This window comes from Rhizobium sp. NFR03 (assembly GCF_900111275.1).
In the GTDB taxonomy this organism is placed as follows: domain Bacteria; phylum Pseudomonadota; class Alphaproteobacteria; order Rhizobiales; family Rhizobiaceae; genus Ferranicluibacter.
In genome coordinates this window covers 949,068-966,176 of sequence record NZ_FOGR01000001.1, presented here as the reverse complement: position 1 = coordinate 966,176, position 17,109 = coordinate 949,068, and the positions used below count along the sequence as shown (strand labels likewise).

The 17,109-nt window shown below is 65.6% G+C and carries 17 protein-coding genes and 1 riboswitch; of the genes, 15 read left to right on the top strand and 2 right to left on the bottom strand.

Annotation, left to right across the window (positions count from 1 at the left end):
- Nucleotides 1-149 precede the first annotated feature (149 nt).
- From BSG19_RS04550 to BSG19_RS04520, 6 genes are all read left to right on the top strand, one after another.
- The gene (locus tag BSG19_RS04550) at nucleotides 150-1,673 is read left to right on the top strand and encodes an ABC transporter substrate-binding protein (RefSeq protein WP_092985637.1); all 1,524 of its coding nucleotides are present in this window, start codon (nucleotides 150-152) and stop codon (nucleotides 1,671-1,673) included.
- A gap of 343 nt (nucleotides 1,674-2,016) precedes the next feature.
- Nucleotides 2,017-2,964, top strand: a complete 948-nt coding sequence (locus tag BSG19_RS04540; protein WP_092985188.1) for an ABC transporter permease — start codon at nucleotides 2,017-2,019, stop codon at nucleotides 2,962-2,964.
- Nucleotides 2,961-3,836, top strand: coding sequence for an ABC transporter permease (locus tag BSG19_RS04535; RefSeq protein WP_092985186.1), 876 nt, complete (start codon nucleotides 2,961-2,963; stop codon nucleotides 3,834-3,836). Before BSG19_RS04540 ends, BSG19_RS04535 begins: the two co-directional genes overlap by 4 nt.
- Entirely contained in the window at nucleotides 3,836-4,816 is a 981-nt protein-coding gene (locus BSG19_RS04530) for an ABC transporter ATP-binding protein (protein ID WP_170865857.1), read from the top strand. The genes BSG19_RS04535 and BSG19_RS04530 overlap by 1 nt, the downstream gene beginning before the upstream one ends.
- Nucleotides 4,813-5,817, top strand: coding sequence for an ABC transporter ATP-binding protein (locus tag BSG19_RS04525; protein WP_092985184.1), 1,005 nt, complete (start codon nucleotides 4,813-4,815; stop codon nucleotides 5,815-5,817). Before BSG19_RS04530 ends, BSG19_RS04525 begins: the two co-directional genes overlap by 4 nt.
- A gap of 10 nt (nucleotides 5,818-5,827) precedes the next feature.
- The gene (locus BSG19_RS04520) at nucleotides 5,828-7,216 is read left to right on the top strand and encodes an amidase (RefSeq protein ID WP_092985182.1); all 1,389 of its coding nucleotides are present in this window, start codon (nucleotides 5,828-5,830) and stop codon (nucleotides 7,214-7,216) included.
- 6 nt (nucleotides 7,217-7,222) lie between these two features.
- Here the strand turns inward: BSG19_RS04520 and BSG19_RS04515 are convergent, their stop codons facing one another.
- Nucleotides 7,223-8,023: an inositol monophosphatase family protein gene (locus BSG19_RS04515; protein ID WP_092985633.1), complete on the bottom strand. Its 801-nt coding sequence runs from the start codon at nucleotides 8,021-8,023 to the stop codon at nucleotides 7,223-7,225.
- A gap of 207 nt (nucleotides 8,024-8,230) precedes the next feature.
- On the opposite strand from BSG19_RS04515, the gene BSG19_RS04510 reads away from it, so the two are divergent.
- The 9 genes from BSG19_RS04510 to BSG19_RS04470 all read left to right on the top strand — a co-directional run bounded on the left by BSG19_RS04510 (nucleotide 8,231) and on the right by BSG19_RS04470 (nucleotide 15,916).
- On the top strand, nucleotides 8,231-8,521 hold the full coding sequence (locus BSG19_RS04510) for a type II toxin-antitoxin system RelE/ParE family toxin (protein ID WP_092985180.1): 291 nt from the start codon (nucleotides 8,231-8,233) through the stop codon (nucleotides 8,519-8,521).
- 2 nt (nucleotides 8,522-8,523) lie between these two features.
- Nucleotides 8,524-8,805: an addiction module antidote protein gene (locus BSG19_RS04505; RefSeq protein WP_092985178.1), complete on the top strand. Its 282-nt coding sequence runs from the start codon at nucleotides 8,524-8,526 to the stop codon at nucleotides 8,803-8,805.
- 163 nt (nucleotides 8,806-8,968) lie between these two features.
- A riboswitch (TPP riboswitch) is annotated at nucleotides 8,969-9,072 on the top strand.
- A 114-nt stretch (nucleotides 9,073-9,186) separates the two neighbouring features.
- Nucleotides 9,187-9,984, top strand: coding sequence for an ABC transporter permease (locus tag BSG19_RS04500; protein WP_092985631.1), 798 nt, complete (start codon nucleotides 9,187-9,189; stop codon nucleotides 9,982-9,984).
- A complete protein-coding gene (locus BSG19_RS04495; RefSeq protein WP_092985176.1) occupies nucleotides 9,981-10,925 on the top strand; it encodes an ABC transporter substrate-binding protein in 945 nt (314 codons plus the stop codon). Before BSG19_RS04500 ends, BSG19_RS04495 begins: the two co-directional genes overlap by 4 nt.
- The gene (locus tag BSG19_RS04490) at nucleotides 10,922-11,662 is read left to right on the top strand and encodes a hydroxyethylthiazole kinase (protein WP_092985174.1); all 741 of its coding nucleotides are present in this window, start codon (nucleotides 10,922-10,924) and stop codon (nucleotides 11,660-11,662) included. Before BSG19_RS04495 ends, BSG19_RS04490 begins: the two co-directional genes overlap by 4 nt.
- Nucleotides 11,643-12,317 carry a thiamine phosphate synthase gene (thiE, locus tag BSG19_RS04485; protein ID WP_244529083.1) on the top strand — a complete coding sequence of 225 codons (675 nt, stop codon included), beginning with the start codon at nucleotides 11,643-11,645 and terminating at the stop codon, nucleotides 12,315-12,317. Before BSG19_RS04490 ends, thiE begins: the two co-directional genes overlap by 20 nt.
- Nucleotides 12,314-13,114, top strand: coding sequence for a bifunctional hydroxymethylpyrimidine kinase/phosphomethylpyrimidine kinase (gene thiD, locus BSG19_RS04480; RefSeq protein ID WP_092985172.1), 801 nt, complete (start codon nucleotides 12,314-12,316; stop codon nucleotides 13,112-13,114). Before thiE ends, thiD begins: the two co-directional genes overlap by 4 nt.
- A complete protein-coding gene (locus BSG19_RS04475) occupies nucleotides 13,111-14,910 on the top strand; it encodes a TRAP transporter large permease (protein WP_244529082.1) in 1,800 nt (599 codons plus the stop codon). The genes thiD and BSG19_RS04475 overlap by 4 nt, the downstream gene beginning before the upstream one ends.
- Before the next feature lie 13 nt (nucleotides 14,911-14,923).
- Nucleotides 14,924-15,916 carry a TRAP transporter substrate-binding protein gene (locus tag BSG19_RS04470; protein ID WP_092985170.1) on the top strand — a complete coding sequence of 331 codons (993 nt, stop codon included), beginning with the start codon at nucleotides 14,924-14,926 and terminating at the stop codon, nucleotides 15,914-15,916.
- 41 nt (nucleotides 15,917-15,957) lie between these two features.
- On the opposite strand, the gene BSG19_RS04465 is transcribed toward BSG19_RS04470, so the two are convergent.
- Nucleotides 15,958-17,106, bottom strand: coding sequence for a M24 family metallopeptidase (locus BSG19_RS04465; protein ID WP_244529081.1), 1,149 nt, complete (start codon nucleotides 17,104-17,106; stop codon nucleotides 15,958-15,960).
- Between the last annotated feature and the right edge of the window lie 3 nt (nucleotides 17,107-17,109).

Genomic DNA, 17,109 nt, shown 5'->3' with positions numbered 1-17,109 from the left:
CGCGAAAGCGGCGGTGCTTCAGAGCGGGTGCAACCACGACGGTGCACTGCCGCATTTTCCCGTTGTGCCATATCGATCAAGCTGACACACTCCCTTCATGAAGGCCTCGGGAAGGCTGTAACGAGGGAACGAAGATGAAGCGTTTCGACATGAGCACGACCCGGGTGGGCACGATCCGTGGGATCCGCGCGATCCTGACCGGGGCAGCGCTTTGCACGGCGCTGCTCTTCTCTTCCGAAGGTGCATTGGCTGCCCGGACATCGCTGGTGCTCGGCATGTCGGTCGAGCCGCAGGGCCTCGATCCCACCGTCGCAGCACCGGTCGCCATCGGACAGGTGACCTGGCAGAACGTGTTCGAGGGGCTGGTCGCCATCGACCGCGAGGGCAAGATCGTGCCGCAGCTCGCCCGTAGCTGGGAGATCTCGCCGGATGGGCTGACCTATACGTTCAAACTGCGGGAGGGTGTGACCTTCCACGATGGCGAAGCTTTCGACAGCGGGGTCGCGAAGTTCTCGCTCGATCGTGCCCGGGGGCCGGATTCGACCAATGGACAGAAGCGCTTCTTCGCCGCGATCGACACGATCGAGACGCCGGACAAGACGACGCTGGTGCTGAAGCTGAAGAAGCCGCAGGGAAGCCTTATCTACTGGCTCGGCTGGCCGGCCTCCGTCATGGTCGGCACGAAGAGTGCCGCGGATGACAAGATCAAGCCCGTGGGAACCGGCCCCTTCACCTTTGTCAGCTGGACCAAGGGCGACCGGGTGGAGCTGGCGGCCAACCCGAACTACTGGAACAAGGACACGAAAATCCGGCTGGAGACCGTGACCTTCCGTTTCATCCCCGATGCGCAGGCGCAGGCCGCGGCCGTGACGACTGGCGGCGTCGACGCCTTTCCGGAGTTCGCCGCGCCTGAGCTGATGGAAAGCTTCAAGGACAAGTCCGACCTCGTGACCGTCATCGGCAATACCGAGCTGAAGGTCGTCGCCGGCATGAACAATGCCCGCAAACCTTTCGACGACAAGCGCGTGCGGCAGGCGCTGATGATGGCGATCGACCGGCAGACCGTGATCGACGGCGCATGGTCCGGCCTCGGCACGGCTATCGGCAGCCATTATACGCCGAACGATCGTGGCTATGTCGATCTCACCGGCACGCATCCCTACAACGTGGAGAAGGCAAAGGCGCTTCTGGCGGAGGCGGGTTATCCCGACGGCTTCGCCTTTACGATCAAGACGCCGCAGATGGCTTACGCGCCGCGCAGCGCGGAAGTGATGCAGGCGATGCTGGCCGAGATCGGCGTGACCATGACCATCGAGCCGACCGAGTTTCCGGCAAAATGGGTGCAGGACGTGCTGAAAGGCGCGGATTACGACATGACCATCGTCGCCCATGCCGAGCCGATGGACATCGATATCTACGCTCGCGATCCCTACTACTTCAACTACAGGAACCCGGCATTCTCGGCGATCATCGACAAGATCGAGGCGACGACCGATGTGGGCGAGCAGGATGCGCTCTATCAGGATGCGCAAAAGGTCCTCGCCGAGGACGTGCCGGCGCTGTTCCTGTTCGTCCTGCCGAAGCTTGGCGTGTGGAACGCCAAGCTGAAGGGCCTCTGGGGGAATGAGCCGATCCCTTCGAATGTGCTGAGCGAGGTCTATTGGGAGGAATGACAGCGAGTGTGTCATGCGCGATGGCGGCAGTGGAGGCGAGAGCGTGCTCGGCGTTCGCGGGCGTAAATGGCGCGTGCCACTCGTGGCACCGGGATGAGGGGCCGCCCTACCGCAGACGCCGAGCTCCCTGGCAGCCCCTCACCCTAACCCTCTCCCCGCTTGCGGGGAGAGGGGACGTGGCATGCGCCTCGGTCGCGGGTTTGGAAAACGGTCGCTCCATGTCCCTTCTCTCCGTCCTGACGGGGAGAAGATGGCGGCAGCCGGATGAGGGGCCGGCCGCGGGCGCGACGATCGAGGTCGACCCGACGCCGTCATCATACCTCTCTCGCTGTCGGTCGATGCCATGACCGGCCTGCTTCTGCGGCGTTTCGCCAGCCTGTTCCTGACGCTCCTTGCCGTCTCCGCCCTGATCTTCCTCGTCATGGACGTGCTGCCGGGCGATCCTGCGGCTATCATGCTGGGGACGTCGGCAACGCCGGAAACGCTGGAAGCTCTGCGGCGGGAGCTTGGGCTCGATCAGCCATTGCCGCTGCGATATCTCTCATGGCTCGCCGGCGTCGCGACGGGCGATCTGGGCACGTCCTATACCTATGGCGTACCCGTTGCCGGCTTGATCGCCGAGCGACTGGCGGTGACGCTGCCGCTCGCCTTTATCGCCATCCTCCTTTCGGTCGCCATCGCCATTCCACTCGGCGTCGCATCGGCTGCCCGGCGGAATGGCGCGGTGGACTACGCGGCGGGCCTGCTGTCGCAGATGTTCATCGCCGTTCCCGGTTTCTGGGTGGGGCTGCTGCTGGTGCTGGTCTTTTCCGTTTCGCTCGGCTGGGTTCCCTCCGGCGGTTTTCCCGGCTGGCAGGCAGGGTTGATGCCGGCGCTCGGCGCGCTGGTGCTGCCGGCGGTCGCGCTCGCTCTGCCGCAGGCGGGCGTGCTCACGCGGGTCACGCGCTCGGCCGTCATCGAGGTGATGAACGAGGATTTCGTTCGGACGGCGCGCGCCAAGGGGCTGCCACGGCATAAGGCGCTGTGGCGTCATGCGGTGCCGAATGCTCTGGTGCCGGTGGTGACCATTCTCGGGCTGCAGTTCACCTTCCTGATCGCCGGCGCGGTGCTGGTCGAAAATGTCTTCAACCTGCCGGGGCTCGGGCGTCTGGCTCTTCAGGCATTGTCCCAGCGCGACATTATCGTCATGCAGGATGTCGTTCTCTTCTTCGCCGCGCTGGTCATCGTCATGAATTTTCTTGTCGATCTCTCCTATCTCGCGCTCGACCCGCGCCTGAGGAAGCGCGCATGAGCGCGGTGATACCCTCCGGCACAGGCCAAATCGTGCCATCGCGGGGAAAACTGCGGCGGGCGGTATCGCGTGGCAATCTCGTGATCGGAGGCCTGCTGATCGGCCTCATCGGTGCGATCGCACTGCTGTCGCTCGTCTGGACGCCGCTGCCGCCGGGCAAGCTGAACATCGTGCAAAAACTGAAACCGCCGTTGGCGCAGGGACTGCTCGGTACGGACCATCTTGGCCGTGACCTTGCCTCCATGCTGATGGTCGGCGCCTGGAACTCCCTGTCGATCGCTGTTCTGGCCGTTACGATGGGTGCGTTCGCCGGCACGCTCATCGGGGTCACGGTTGCGGCGCGGCGCGGCTGGTTCGAGGCGATCATGATGCGGGCGAATGACGTGATCTTCGCGCTGCCACCCATCCTCTCAGCCATGATGCTTGGCGCGCTGCTCGGCACGGGCCGCCGCACCGCCATCATCGCCATTGCCGTGTTCATGGTGCCGGTCTTTGCGCGCGTGACGGCCAGCGCCGCGTTGCAAGTCTTGTCGCGGAACTATGTGCTTGCGGCGCGCGGCGCTGGCAAGGGCGGCATCCGCATCACGGTCGATCATGTCCTGCCCAACATCGCCAACCAGATCATCGTGCAGGTGACGATCCAGCTCGGTCTTGCGATCCTCACCGAAGCCGGCCTCAGCTTCCTTGGTCTCGGCATGGCGCCCCCTGCGCCGACATGGGGACGGATGCTCGCCGATGCCCAGACCTATCTCGGTCGCGCGCCGTGGCTCGCCATCCTGCCCGGCCTTGCCATCGCGCTGACCGTGCTCGGCTTCAACATGCTCGGCGATGGCCTGCGCGATCTGCTCGACCCGCGCGAGAAGGGCCGCTGATGGTATCGCCGCTGCTCCAGATCGAAGACCTCGCAATCTTCATCGACGTGGCCGATGGCGGGCGACAGCCGATCCTGACCGATATCGATGCCACGCTTTATGCCGGTGAGACGCTCGGCATCGTCGGAGAGAGCGGCTCCGGCAAGTCGCTGTTGTCACTCGCCATCATGGGGCTCCTGCCACCGGCGGCGCATGCGACGGGCCGTATCCTGCTGGAGGGCCGCGACCTCCTGGCGATGGACGAGAATACGCTCTGCACTGTCCGCGGACGCAGCATCGGCATGATCTTTCAGGAGCCGCTAACGGCGCTCAATCCCTCTATGACGGTCGGCGACCAGATCGCCGAGGGGCTGGTGGTTCAGGAGGGTCTTTCCTGGCAAGCGGCGCGGCGCGAGGCGATCACGCTTCTCGACCGCGTGCGGATGCCGGATGCCACACGGCTCTCGCGGACCTATCCGCATGCGCTTTCCGGCGGGCAGCGACAGCGGGTCGGCATCGCCATTGCGCTCGCCATGAAGCCGGCCTTGATGATCGCGGACGAGCCGACGACCGCGCTCGACGTGACGGTGCAGGCCGAGGTGCTGGATATCCTCGACGACCTCACCCGGGATGCCGGCATGGCGCTCATCCTCGTCAGCCACGATCTTGGCGTGATCGCCCGCATGTGCGCCCGCACCCTCGTTCTCTATGCTGGCCGGCGCATGGAGGAGGGGGTGACGCGCGACGTGCTGACATCGCCGCTCAATCCCTACACCCGCGGCCTGCTGCGGGCCGTACCCCGGCGCCACGCGTCGGGCGCGCGGCTTCAGACCATTCCCGGCGCGGTTCCCTCTTTCGCGGCGCTTCCGCCCGGCTGCTGCTTTTCCGACCGCTGTCCCGACGTCGTAACCGCTTGCCATTCCGGCGAGCCGGCGTGGACGCTCGTCCGGCCCGGTCGCGGCGTGCGCTGCATCCGGGCGCTTGAGGAGGCCACGTCATGAGCGCGGTGCCGCTTCTCGATATCCGCAACCTGTCGCGCAATTACGCAAGCGGTGGCCTGTTCGGCGGCAGGCAGACGACCCGCGCGCTGGATGATCTGAGCATGACCGTTGCGCCGGGGACGATCCATGGCATCGTCGGCGAGTCCGGCTGTGGCAAGTCGACGCTTGCCCGTCTCGTCATGGCGCTCGACCGGCCGACCTCCGGTAGCGTGTCGTTCGACGGCGAAGACCTGTTTCGCCTTTCGGATCGGGATCTCAAGCGAAAGCGGCGCGACTTCCAGATGGTGTTCCAGGACCCGTTCGGCTCGCTCGATCCCCGCCATACGGTCGGTCGCATCGTCGCCGAACCGCTGCATGTGCTGAAGGTGAAGCCGGGCCGTGCGGAGCGCCGTGACCGGGTTGCCGCGATGCTGGAGGCCGTGGGTCTTTCGCCCGACCATGCGGCACGCTATCCGCATGCGTTTTCCGGCGGGCAACGCCAGCGCATCGCGATTGCCCGGGCGCTGATCACCGAGCCGAAGCTGGTCGTGGCCGACGAGGCGGTCTCCGCGCTCGATCTTTCGGTGCAGGCGCAGGTGCTGAACCTGTTGATGGACCTGCGCGACCGGCGCGGGGTGACGTTTCTCTTCATCACGCACAATCTCGCCGTCGTCGATGCCGTCGCCGACCGCGTGGGCGTGATGTATTGCGGGCGTCTGGTGGAGAGCGGCCCGGCGCAGGCCGTCTTTGCGCGTCCGCTGCATCCCTATACGAGGCTTCTCGCCGATGCCGAGCCGGATGTGACCCGCTTTGGCCGGCCGGATCGCCCGCCCGTGACGGTGGCGGAGCCGATCGATTTCGGCGTGGGGTGCAGCTTCCGAAACCGCTGTCCGCTCGCCATGAGACGATGTGCGACCGAGCGGCCGGAATTGCGCAGTCTCGAGGGCGGGCCGCAGATGCGCGATCGCCAGACGGCCTGCCACTGTGCGGAAATGCTGCTGGAAATGAACACGCCGGTATGATGGACACGATATGACCGACCTTCTCGATGCCACCATTCCGCAGCTGCGCGCCCGTTTCGCGGACCGCTCGCTATCGCCTTCCGAATACTGGCTGGCCGTCGAGGCGCGGATCGCGGCCTTCGAGCCGTCCGTGGCGGCGCTCTATGCCTATGACCCGGAAGAGGCGCGAGCCCAAGCGGCAGTGTCCACCGCGCGCTGGCTGAGGGCCGAGCCGCTTGGGCCGCTCGACGGCATTCCCGTGACGCTGAAGGAGCTGATCGCCACGAAGGGTACGCCCGTGCCGCTCGGCACGGCCGCGACGGTCCTGACGCCGGCCGAGGCCGACGCGCCCGTTGCCGCCCGGATGCGGGAGGATGGCGCTGTCATCTTCGCCAAGACCACCTGTCCCGACTACGGCATGCTGTCCTCCGGCCTGTCGAGTTTTCACCCCTTGAGCCGGAACCCCTGGAATACGGCCATGAACCCTGGCGGATCGAGCGCCGGTGCCGCTGCGGCCGGTGCGGCCGGATACGGGCCGCTGCATATCGGCACGGATATCGGTGGATCGGTTCGCCTGCCTGCCGGCTGGACGGGGCTCTTCGGCTTCAAGCCTAGCAATGGCCGCATCCCGATCGATCCCTATTACGTCGGCCGTTGCGCCGGGCCGATGACGCGAACGGTCGAGGACGCCGCTTTCGCCATGTCGACGCTGTCCCGACCGGACGAACGCGATGCCACGAGCCTGCCGCCGAACGCCATCGACTGGATGGATCTCGACATCGACGTCAGGGGCATGCGGATCGGCCTGATGCTGGATGCCGGCTGCGGGCTGGACGCAGAGCTGGAGGTAAAGGCAGCCATTATCGCAGGTGCCCGGCACTTCGAGGCCGCGGGAGCCGAGATCATCGAGGTCGGGCCGGTGATGACGCGGGCAATGCTGGACGGGCTCGACCATTTCTGGCGAGCGAAGTTCTGGGGCGACATCCGGGGCCTGACAGCCGAGCGCCGCGCAATGATCCTGCCCTACATCCATGCCTGGGCGGAAAAGGGTGCCGACGTGACCGGGGTTCAGGCCGTTGCAGGCTTCGGGCAGACGATGGAGATGCGCAGGGCGGCGGCAAAGCTCTTTTCAAAGGTGGATGCCGTCATCTCGCCCACCAATCCGGTCGTCTCGTACCCGGCCGACTGGGCCTCGCCGACGAACGATCCGGAACGACCGTTCGAGCACATCGCCTTTACCGTGCCGTGGAATATGTCGGAGCAGCCGGCGGCGTCGATCACTGCGGGCTTTTCCATCTCGGGAATGCCGATCGGGCTGCAGATCGTGGGTCCGCGTTTTGCGGATCTCGCGGTGCTGAAGCTGTCGAAGCTGTTCGAGACCCTGACAGGCGGGATCCGCTGCTGGCCGCGCCCAGGCTGAGCGGCTTTACTCGGCGGCCACGACCTCGGGACGGTCGAGTGTGACGGCGATATGCGGCCAGAGCGGTTCGGTATCGGCGATCAGCGCCGCCGTGCCGGCAGCAATCCACGGGACATCGGTGCCGGGTCGCGTGCCGATGCGCACCTCGAGCCCCGCCTCGCGGGCGATGACGGCGCCGCCGGCAATGTCCCACATCGTCGTGTACATCTGAAGGTGGCCATCATAGGTCCCGCGTGCGGCAAAGAGCAGGCCGATAGAGGTCGAGCGGATCGACTGCACCACCCAGCCGGCATGACGCAGGCCGACGGTGAGGGCTGCGACCTCTTCGGCCTCATCAGGCGAGGCGTCACCTAGCGACATGACCCTGACATCCTCGAACGGCACGGTGCGCGTCACCGGCTTGCCGTTGCGCATCAGGCCCGTGCCGTCGGCTGCGGCGTAGATCTCGCGAAACACCGGCATGGCGACGACGCCGAGATCCGGCCGGCCGTCGGTGACATGGCCAAGCGAGATGCCCCAGAGCGGTGAGCCTCGCAGGAAGTTCGCCGTCCCATCGATCGGGTCGATGATCCAGTAGGCATTGCCGCCGACGCCGCCCATTTCCTCGCCGACCACAGCTTCGCCCGGAAAGGCCTCCGCCAGCCGTTCGCGGACAAGCCGCTCGACGCTCGTGTCGGCCTCGGTCACGAAGTCCTGAAAGCCTTTGGCGCCCGTCGCAATCGTCGCGCGGGTTTCGAAGAAGCCAAGCGCCATCTCCATCGCCTCCTCGATCACGGCAACGGCCTTCTCCAGTCGGGTCTGCGTCATCGTCATGTCGGTATCCCTGATTGTTTCGGGCCGTTCGCCCCGGCGCCTTCCGTCGTCTCTATCGCGGGTTTTGTGCGCTGTGCAAGAGCCTCGTGAACCTCTGTTTCGCTGCTGTGGCATCCCATTCCACATGCTTCGAATGACGTTCCGAACGCACGTGATGCCGCCGAGATTGACAGCATCAAGGCTGTTAACTACAGTTAACAAATGATCGAAGTCCGCCAAACCCCTGTCTTTGCCAAATGGGTCGGCGACCTTCGCGATCACAACGCCGTGGCACGAATCGTCACGCGCATTCGCCGGATAGAAACCGGCAACTTCGGTGATGTGAAGCCAGTCGGTGAGGGTGTCAGCGAGTTACGAATTCCCTACGGTCCCGGTTATCGCATTTATTTTCTACAGCAAGGCCGTCAGGTCGTTATCCTCCTGTGTGGTGGCGATAAATCGAGCCAGGCCAAGGACATCGTTGAAGCCAAGAAACTGGCAAAGGAGATTTGAACATGCCCATCGAAACGACGAAATTTGATATTCAGGATCATCTTAAGAGCGATGAACAGCGCCTTGCCTATCTTGAAGCGGCCCTAGAAGAAGGTGATGCAAAATTCGTCGCGGTGGCGCTTGGCGACATCGCCCGTGCAAAGGGCATGTCAGCGGTCGCAAGGGACAGCGGTCTTACCCGTGAAGCGCTGTACAAGGCGCTGAGTGAAAAGGGCGACCCCAAGCTTTCGACCCTCTTCAGCGTCATGAAGGCTCTCGGTTTGAAGGTTTCCATTACCGCGTAGTCGACGATGATCGCTCTGTCGTTCAAACGTGTTTGCGAGGTGAAGATGTGTTCTCTCGGCCAAAGCTAACGGCGCTGAAATGCACCTGTTTGGACGCAGGAGGTGGTGCAAAGGCAGCGTGCGGAAGGGTGTTGACAAAAACCGTTTTGTTTTCATAGGTAGGCGGCATTCCGACGGGTGTCCTTTCGAGGGCTGAGATGGCGAGAGCCGAACCGTTATGAACCTGATCCGGGTCATACCGGCGTAGGAACGGAAACAGGTGTCCGCACTCGGCCCTTTCTCTCTTCTCCGCTCGCCTGGATCTCCGTCGTCAATGTGGAGATCGCTCATGCCGTTCCCTGTCCATACGCTTTTCCCGTCGCCTTACGTCTGCGCCTAGCCATGCGGGCACTTCATGCGGCGCTCGGGCTCGGCGTGCTGGTTCTGCTGTGGCAGGCTGGAACCGCCATGTTCTCGCCGCCGGCCTATCTGCTGCCATCGCCGCTCGCTGTCGCCAGGGTATTTCGGGATCAGTCGGCGTTTCTGCTGTCTCAAAGCCTTGTTACGCTGTCGGAAATTCTCATCGGGCTTGTGGCCGGTGCGGTGCTCGGCGCGGGAACGGCGTTCGTCCTCGCAGCCAGTCCACGCATCGGACCCTTCGTGTGGCCGACGATCCTCATTCTTCAGGCGCTGCCGGTTTTCGTGCTGGCACCTATTCTCGTCGTCTGGCTCGGTTTCGGCATGGCCTCCAAGGTCGCGATGACCGTGCTCATCATCTTCTTTCCCGTCGCCTCCGCCTTTGCCGACGGGTTGAACCGGACGGAGCGGGACATTGTGGACGCGGTGTCCTTGACGCAGGCCTCGCACTGGCAGGCTCTGGTGTCCGTGCGCGCGCCGCTGGCGTTGCCGAGCCTCGTGTCCGGCCTGCGCGTCGCTGCACCCCTGGCGCCGCTCGGCGCTGTGGTCGGCGAATGGGTCGGCGCATCCGCGGGCCTCGGCTTCGTGATGGTGCAGGCCAATGCCCGCATGCAGACCGCGACCGTTTTCGCCGCCATGGTCGTGCTTGCCGTCATGACGCTTCTGCTGCGCCTTCTGGTCGATCTCTTCACCCGCCGCCTCGCGCCGTGGGCGCGCGAGGGTGGCCGTCTTCATCCCGAACGTCGAACCTCTCAAACCGCCTCATTCTGGAGATCTTCATGATCCGTCTTTTCATCGCGACGATGCTTGCCCTGACGAGCCTCTTCGCCACCACCTCCGCGCAGGCAGCCGACAAGCTGACCGTGTTGCTCGAATGGTTCGTCAACCCAGACCATGCGCCCATGGTTATCGCGCAGGAAAAGGGCCTGTTCGCCAAGGCGGGGCTCGACGTCGAACTCGTGCCGCCGGCCGATCCCTCCGTGGTGCCGCGGCTGGTGGCCGCAAAGCAGGCGGATATCGGCATCCACTACCAGCCCAATCTCTATCGCGATCATGAAGCAGGTCTCCCGCTCGTGCGCTTCGGTACGCTGGTGGAGACGCCGCTGAACACGGTGACGGTGCTGGCCGACGGGCCGATCAAGAGCCTCAAGGACCTGAAGGGCCGGAAGGTCGGCTATTCCGTTTCCGGTTTCGAGGACGTGCTGTTGCAGCGCATGCTGGCATCGGAAGGCCTCGGCAAGGGCGACGTCGAACTTGTGAACGTCAATTTCTCGCTGTCGCCCTCGCTGATCTCAGGCGCCGTCGACGCGACGATCGGCGGATATCGCAATTTCGAGCTGACGCAGATGAAGCTCGAAGGGCATCCCGGCCGCGCCTTCTTTCTGGAGGAGCATGGCATCCCCGTCTATGACGAACTCGTCTTCGTCACCCATCGCGACCTCGTGAAGGACGATCGCCTGCCGCGCTTCCTGTCGGCCGTCGAAGAGGCTTCGATCTTCCTCACCAACCACCCGGACGAGGCCTGGGCGCTGTTCTCCAAGGCCTATCCGAACCTGAACGACGAGCTGAACCGGACGGCTTTCTTCGATACGCTGCCGCGCTTCGCCAAGCGTCCCTTCGCGCTCGATACCGGCCGCTATGCCCGGTTCGGCGCCTTCATGCAGGCAGAGGGGTTGATCGCGAAGGCACCTGATGTCGCCGATATCGCCGTGGAGCTGAAATGAGCGACATCACACCGCAGGCCATCGCAGGCATGCTGGCGCGGGTGCGGGAGGCGCGGCCGCGCGTCCATTGCCTCATGAACAGCGTGGTGCAGAAGTTCACTGCCGACGGTATCACCGTCGTCGGGGGCATCCCCTCGATGACCGGTTCGCTGGAGGAGGTGGAGAGCTTCGTCGGTCGCGCCGATGCGCTGACCGTCAATCTCGGAACGCTGGATGCGGAGCGGCGCGAGGCGATCCGGCTCGGCGTGGCGGTCGCGCGGGAACAGGGCAAGCCGTGGATCGTCGATCCCGTCCACTGCGACTACTCGCCATCCCGGCTGGCCTTCGCGCGGGAGCTGATCGCGCTGCAACCGACTGTCGTGCGCGGCAACCGTGCCGAGACGGCGCTGATCGGGGAAACGCCGGGTATTCTGCGGATCGTCACGGGGCCGGTCGATCTCTTGCAAATCGGTCGTGCTTCCGTCGAAATCGGCAACGGGCATCCCTTCATGGCGCAGGTGACCGGCACCGGCTGCCTCTCGGGCGGCGTCATCGCCGCGTTTCTGGCCACCGAGCCGGATGCGCTTGCGGCGGCGTCGGCAGCGCTGACGGTGACCGGTGTTGCGGCGGAGCTGGCAGCGCCCCATGCACGCGGCCCCGGCACGTTCGCTGCGGCCTTTCTCGATGCGCTGGCAACTGTCGGCGACACCGACATTCTTCATCTCGCAAGGATCCGACATGATCACCATGAACACTAGCAAGGTCGACGACCGCCTCAACGCGATCGTCGATGCATCGCTGGCGGGTATCGCGCCGCTGCATGAACTGGCGCTGCTGGCCGCCCGCAATGGCGCAACGTTGATCCAGTATCGCGACAAGACGGCCTCAACGCGTCTCATGGTCGAGCGTGCGAGCACAATCCGGGCGGCTCTTGCCGGCACGGGTGCTGCCTTTGTGGTCAACGACCGGGTGGACGTGGCACTGGCGGCGGGGGCCGACGGCGTACATCTCGGGGCCGACGACATGGATGCGGAGACGGCGCGGCGGTTGCTCGGCGACGCCGCCATCATCGGCCTCACGGTGAAAACGGCTGGAGATGCGGAGCGGGCCGGGCGGGCACCGGTGGACTATGCCTGTATCGGCGGTGTGTTCGAGACGCTTTCCAAGGTCAATCCGGATCCACCGGTCGGTCTGGAAGGATTGCGCGCTCTGCGCGAGACGATCCGCGCCCTTCGGCCTGATATGCCGGTCAGCGCCATTGCCGGCATCGGCCTGTCGCGCGTGCCGGAAGTGATGGGCGCCGGCGCGGATGGCGTGGCGGTGATCTCGGCGATCTTCCGGGCCGATGATATCGCCGGGGCGAGCCGGGCGTTCCGCGCGGCTGTGGATGCCGCGCTGGAGGGTCTGGCATGACGGCGATCGCGCTGACCATTGCCGGCTCCGACAGCGGCGGCGGTGCCGGCATCCAGGCCGACATCAAGACGTTTTCCGCGCTGGAGACGTATGCCACGAGCGTCATCACCGCCGTGACGGCACAGAATACGACAGGCGTGACGGCGGTCGAGGATATCTCGTGCAGTCTGATCGCCGCGCAGATGGCAGCTGTATTCGCCGATATGGATGTCCGGGCGCTGAAGATCGGCATGGTGTCGCGGGCCGAAACCATCGAGACGATCGCGGCGGGTCTCCTGGGTTTCGCCGGGCCCGTCGTGCTTGACCCGGTCATGGTCGCGACCTCGGGCGACCGGTTGCTGCAGGAAGAGGCCATCGATGCGCTTCGGACCGTGCTCGTGCCACGGGCCAGGATCGTGACGCCGAACCTGCCGGAAGCGGCGCTTCTGACGGGGCTGCCGATCGCGCATGACCGCGCCGGTATGACAAAACAGGCGGAGGCCCTTCTGAAAGCCGGAGCGGCGAGCGTGCTCATCAAGGGCGGGCACGGCGATGGGCCGGAGAGCACCGACCTCCTGTTCGACGGCGAGAGCGTGCGAACCTTCGCCGCACCGCGCATCGCCACGCGCAACGACCACGGCACCGGCTGCACGCTGGCTGCCGCCATCACCGCCCATCTTGCACGCGGTTATGCGCTGGTCGAGGCCGTCAGCCTGTCGAAGACCTACCTGCATCAAGCGCTGGAAGCCGGTCGCGGCACGTCGATCGGCAGGGGGCGGGGTCCGGTGCACCATTTCTACAGGTGGTGGACCGCGTGACGACGGCGCGCATCGCCCGTGCAATTCTGCGCGTGCTCGACCGTGTTCTCGGCACCCTGGCGGGGCTCGTCCTCGCGATCATGCTGGCGGTCGTGCTTGCCGGTGTCGTGCTGCGCTACGGTTTTGGAACCGGCCTGATGGGTGCGGAAGACCTCGGGATCTGGCTTCACATCGCATTGATCGCGCTCGGCGCGCCGCTGGCGCTGAACGGGCCGCTCGCCATGCGGCTCGATATTCTCGTGTCGCGGCTGCCGCCTTTGCCGCAGCGGCTCGTCGGCATCGGGGCGGACGGTGTGTCGGTGCTTGCCGGTCTCGTGCTTGTTTACGGCGGCAGTGCGGTCATGGCGATGGTCGGTGGCACGTCTCCGACGCTGGGCGTGCCCGAGGCGTTGCGCTTTGGCCTGCCTGTGCTGGGGGGCGCGGCTCTGATCGTCATGCTGGTTCTCACCCGGGTCGCCGAAGGCGACATGGCGCGTGCGGTCGCCGGACCGGTGCTGGGCGTCGCGGCTCACCTTTTTGCGGGCCATGTCGCCATCGATACAGCGTGGCCGCCGAGCCTGTGGCTGGCAGTGGTTGCGGGGCTCGGGCTCCTCATGTCGGCGCCGCTGGCGCATGCGTTTCTTGCGGCGGCCGCATTCGCGATCACCTTCGGCAGCAGCCTGCCGGAGCCGGCGATCCTGTCGACAACGGTGGCGGGCCTGTCCAAATTCCTGCTGCTCGCCGTGCCGTTCTTCCTGCTGACGGGGTCCTTGCTGACGGCATCGGGTGCTGCGGACAGGCTGGTGCGGTTCGCGGCAAGCCTCGTCGGGCACCGCCGCGCAGGGCTTGCGCAGACCGTGCTTCTGACCGGTGTCCTCTTTTCGGGCGCTTCCGGCTCCTCGGTTGCGAATGCAGCCTTCGGGGCTGCGACGTTCCAGCCGGAGCTTGTGCGTCACGGCTATCCTCCGGCGCAGGCAGGCGCCATCGTCGCTGCAACCTCCGTGCTCGACAACGTCATCCCGCCGTCGATCGCCTTCCTGCTCCTCGCCGCCGCGACCAACCTGTCGATCGGCGCGCTGCTTACCGGCGGCTTTGTCGCAGGCGGGCTGATGGCATTGTGTCTTGCGGTCGCCATTGCGATCACGGCCGGCGATCACGGACGCATGCCGCGTGTCGGGCGCAGCATCCGGATGCGTGCGGCGCTCTCGGCTCTTCCCGCCTTCGGGCTCGGGCTCATCGTCGTCTTCGGCATCCGCATCGGCATCGTCACGACGACGGAGGCTGCGGCGCTGGCGGCAGCCTATACGCTCGGCCTCGCGCTTTTCGCTCGAGGTGACATGCTCGGCATCGCCGGCGTTTTCCGTCAGGCGGCGGTGGAGGCATCCGCCATCGGCCTTCTCATCGGCACCGCCGCACCCTTCGCTTTCCTCCTCGCGGTTGACGATATCGCTGGCGCGATGCAGTCCGTGGTAACCCTGCTCGGCGGCAGCGCGCTTGCGGTGCTGCTCCTGTCGAACATCGTTCTTCTCGTGCTGGGACTCATCCTCGACATCGGCGCGGCGATCCTTCTGATCGGGCCCGTGCTGCTGCCGGCCGCGGTCGCTGCCGGTATCGATCCGGTGCATTTCGGGGTGATCCTCGTGGTCAACCTGATGATCCACGGCCTGACGCCGCCGCTTGGCCTCCTCGTCTACGTCGTGTCCGGGGTCACCGGGGTGCCGGCGTCTGCCCTGTTCCGGGCCGTGCTTCCCTATCTCGGCGCGCTTCTCGTCGCCCTCTTCATCCTGTCCGCGCTCGCGCTCGTCTTCCGCCCCTGAGGAACCAAAGATCATGCCCACCATCGCCCGACGCTCCTTCCTGACATCCACCGTTGCTGCCGCACTCTTCGCACCGGCGCTCGTGCGCCCGGCTGCGGCGAGAACGACGAGCCTCACCGTTGCCTCGCTGCTCGGGGAGGACAAGCCGGAGACGAAGATCTGGCGGCACATCGCCGAGCGGGTGGAAAGCCGCATGCCCGGTCGCTTCCGGTTCAACATCGTCGCCAACGGAGCTCTCGGCGGAGAGAAGGAGGTGGCCGAGGCGACAAGGCTCGGCGCGGTACAGGCCAGCCTGTCCACGGTTTCCTCGCTGTCCGGCTGGGTGCCGGAGTTGCAGATCCTCGACCTTCCGTTTCTCTACCGCGATGCCGCGCATATGGCGCGCGTCGTGAATGGCGAGACCGGTGCCGAACTCGCTGGCAAGCTCGAAGCAGAGGCCTTCATCGCCACCGGCTTCATCGATTACGGCGCCCGGCATCTGCTCGCCAAGGAACCGATCCTGCGGCCGCAGGATATGGTTGGACGGAAGATCCGTGTGATCCAGAGCCCGCTGCACACCAAGCTCTGGTCCGGCTTCGGCGCCGTACCGGTCGGCATTCCGATCACCGAAACCTACAACGCGCTATCGACCGGCGTCGCCGACGCCATGGACCTGACGAAGTCCGCCTATGCCGGTTTCAAGCTCTATGAAGTGGTGCCGGTGATGATGCTGACGGGTCATATCCGCGCGTCCGGCGTCGTCTATTTCGCCGGCAGCTTCTGGAGCGGGCTCTCGCCGGAGGAGAAACAGGTCTTGGCGGAAGCGTCCCGTGAGGGTGCCGCGTTCTTCAACGCGCTGATCGTTGCCGACGAGGAGAAGAGCGTGGCGACCGCGCTTTCGCATGGCGGGCAGGCGCTGGATGTGCCCGACATCGCGGAATGGCGGCTGGGCGCGCGGGGCGTGTGGGAGGCGTTCGCGCCCGTCGTCGGCGGGCAGGCGCGCATCGACGCTGTCGAGGCGATCTGATGCCCGAGAGGGCGAAGCGAGTGCTTCGCCCGTCAGTTCCGTCACGCGACCGGCTGCGTCGGGCCGGGAGCAGGCACGGTGAACCATTTCGGGCCCGTCTCGGTCATGTAGATGTGATCCTCCAGCCGGATTCCGAACCGGTCGGGGAAGACGACCATAGGCTCGTTGGAGAACACCATGCCCGCGCGGAGGGCCAGGGTGTTGCCACGCACGATGTAGGGATGCTCGTGAATCTCGAGCCCGAGGCCGTGGCCTGCGCGGTGGGGCAGGCCGGGCAGCGTATAGTCGGGGCCGAGGCCGTGGCGGACGAGCACCGCGCGGGCGGCATCGTCGAGGCTGTGGCAGGGCGCGCCGATGCGGGCGGCATCGAACACGGCCTGTTGCGCCTCCCGCTCGATGCCCCAGGCACGGGCGAATTCCGGCGTCGCTTCGCCCAGCATGTAGGTGCGGGTGAGGTCCGAGTGATAGCCGTCGATCTGCGTGCCGGTATCCACCAGGATTGCATCGCCCTCCGAGAGAACCTGATCGCCATCCGCGCCGTGAGGCAGGGAGGTCGCAGTGCCGAAGGAAACGATGCAGAAGGTGGAGCCGGAACCGGCCAGCGCACGATGCTCACGGTCGATGAAGCGCACGATATCGGACGCCCGCACGCCCGGCGCCATCTGCGCATGGGCGCGCTTGTGCACCTCCAGCGTGATGTTCATGGCGTGCTGGATGATGGCGATTTCGGCCGCCGATTTGACGATCCGGATGTCGCGAATGACAGGACCGCCATCCACGAGACGCTCGGCGCCGAATGCCGTTGCCAGCGGATGGTAGATGGCGAGAGGCAGGGCATCGTCGAGCGCCAGCGTGCCTTGCGCGCCGATCATTCGGCGAACGAGATCGGCGGGGCTCTCTTCTTCCTGCCAGACGGCGATCTCGCCCGGCACATGCGGCAACGTCTCGACGCGGCTCTGCTCGAAGCCGGGGACGATGTAGTGAAGTGCTGTCGGCGTGACCAGTGCGCCCAGCAGGCGCTCGCTCGCATGCCAGTGAAGGCCTGTGAAATACTGCAGGCTCTTGGACGAGCCGAGGAGAAGACCGGCAAGGCCCTGAGCGTCAAGGCCCGCGCGCAGGCGGTCCAGACGCTCCCGCCGCTCGGCATCGGAAATGAAGGTTGGGAGACCAAGGTCGGAGGGGGACATCATAAG

Coding starts and splice junctions, on each gene's coding strand:
- BSG19_RS04470 (WP_092985170.1), top strand. CDS start 14,924: ATGCCCACCATCGCCCGACGCTCCTTCCTGACATCCACCGTTGCTGCC.
- BSG19_RS04505 (WP_092985178.1), top strand. CDS start 8,524: ATGCCCATCGAAACGACGAAATTTGATATTCAGGATCATCTTAAGAGC.
- thiE (WP_244529083.1), top strand. CDS start 11,643: ATGATCACCATGAACACTAGCAAGGTCGACGACCGCCTCAACGCGATC.
- BSG19_RS04510 (WP_092985180.1), top strand. CDS start 8,231: ATGATCGAAGTCCGCCAAACCCCTGTCTTTGCCAAATGGGTCGGCGAC.
- BSG19_RS04490 (WP_092985174.1), top strand. CDS start 10,922: ATGAGCGACATCACACCGCAGGCCATCGCAGGCATGCTGGCGCGGGTG.
- thiD (WP_092985172.1), top strand. CDS start 12,314: ATGACGGCGATCGCGCTGACCATTGCCGGCTCCGACAGCGGCGGCGGT.
- BSG19_RS04515 (WP_092985633.1), bottom strand. CDS start 8,023: ATGACGCAGACCCGACTGGAGAAGGCCGTTGCCGTGATCGAGGAGGCG.
- BSG19_RS04550 (WP_092985637.1), top strand. CDS start 150: ATGAGCACGACCCGGGTGGGCACGATCCGTGGGATCCGCGCGATCCTG.
- BSG19_RS04530 (WP_170865857.1), top strand. CDS start 3,836: ATGGTATCGCCGCTGCTCCAGATCGAAGACCTCGCAATCTTCATCGAC.
- BSG19_RS04520 (WP_092985182.1), top strand. CDS start 5,828: ATGACCGACCTTCTCGATGCCACCATTCCGCAGCTGCGCGCCCGTTTC.
- BSG19_RS04500 (WP_092985631.1), top strand. CDS start 9,187: ATGCGGGCACTTCATGCGGCGCTCGGGCTCGGCGTGCTGGTTCTGCTG.
- BSG19_RS04540 (WP_092985188.1), top strand. CDS start 2,017: ATGACCGGCCTGCTTCTGCGGCGTTTCGCCAGCCTGTTCCTGACGCTC.
- BSG19_RS04535 (WP_092985186.1), top strand. CDS start 2,961: ATGAGCGCGGTGATACCCTCCGGCACAGGCCAAATCGTGCCATCGCGG.
- BSG19_RS04465 (WP_244529081.1), bottom strand. CDS start 17,106: ATGATGTCCCCCTCCGACCTTGGTCTCCCAACCTTCATTTCCGATGCC.
- BSG19_RS04495 (WP_092985176.1), top strand. CDS start 9,981: ATGATCCGTCTTTTCATCGCGACGATGCTTGCCCTGACGAGCCTCTTC.
- BSG19_RS04525 (WP_092985184.1), top strand. CDS start 4,813: ATGAGCGCGGTGCCGCTTCTCGATATCCGCAACCTGTCGCGCAATTAC.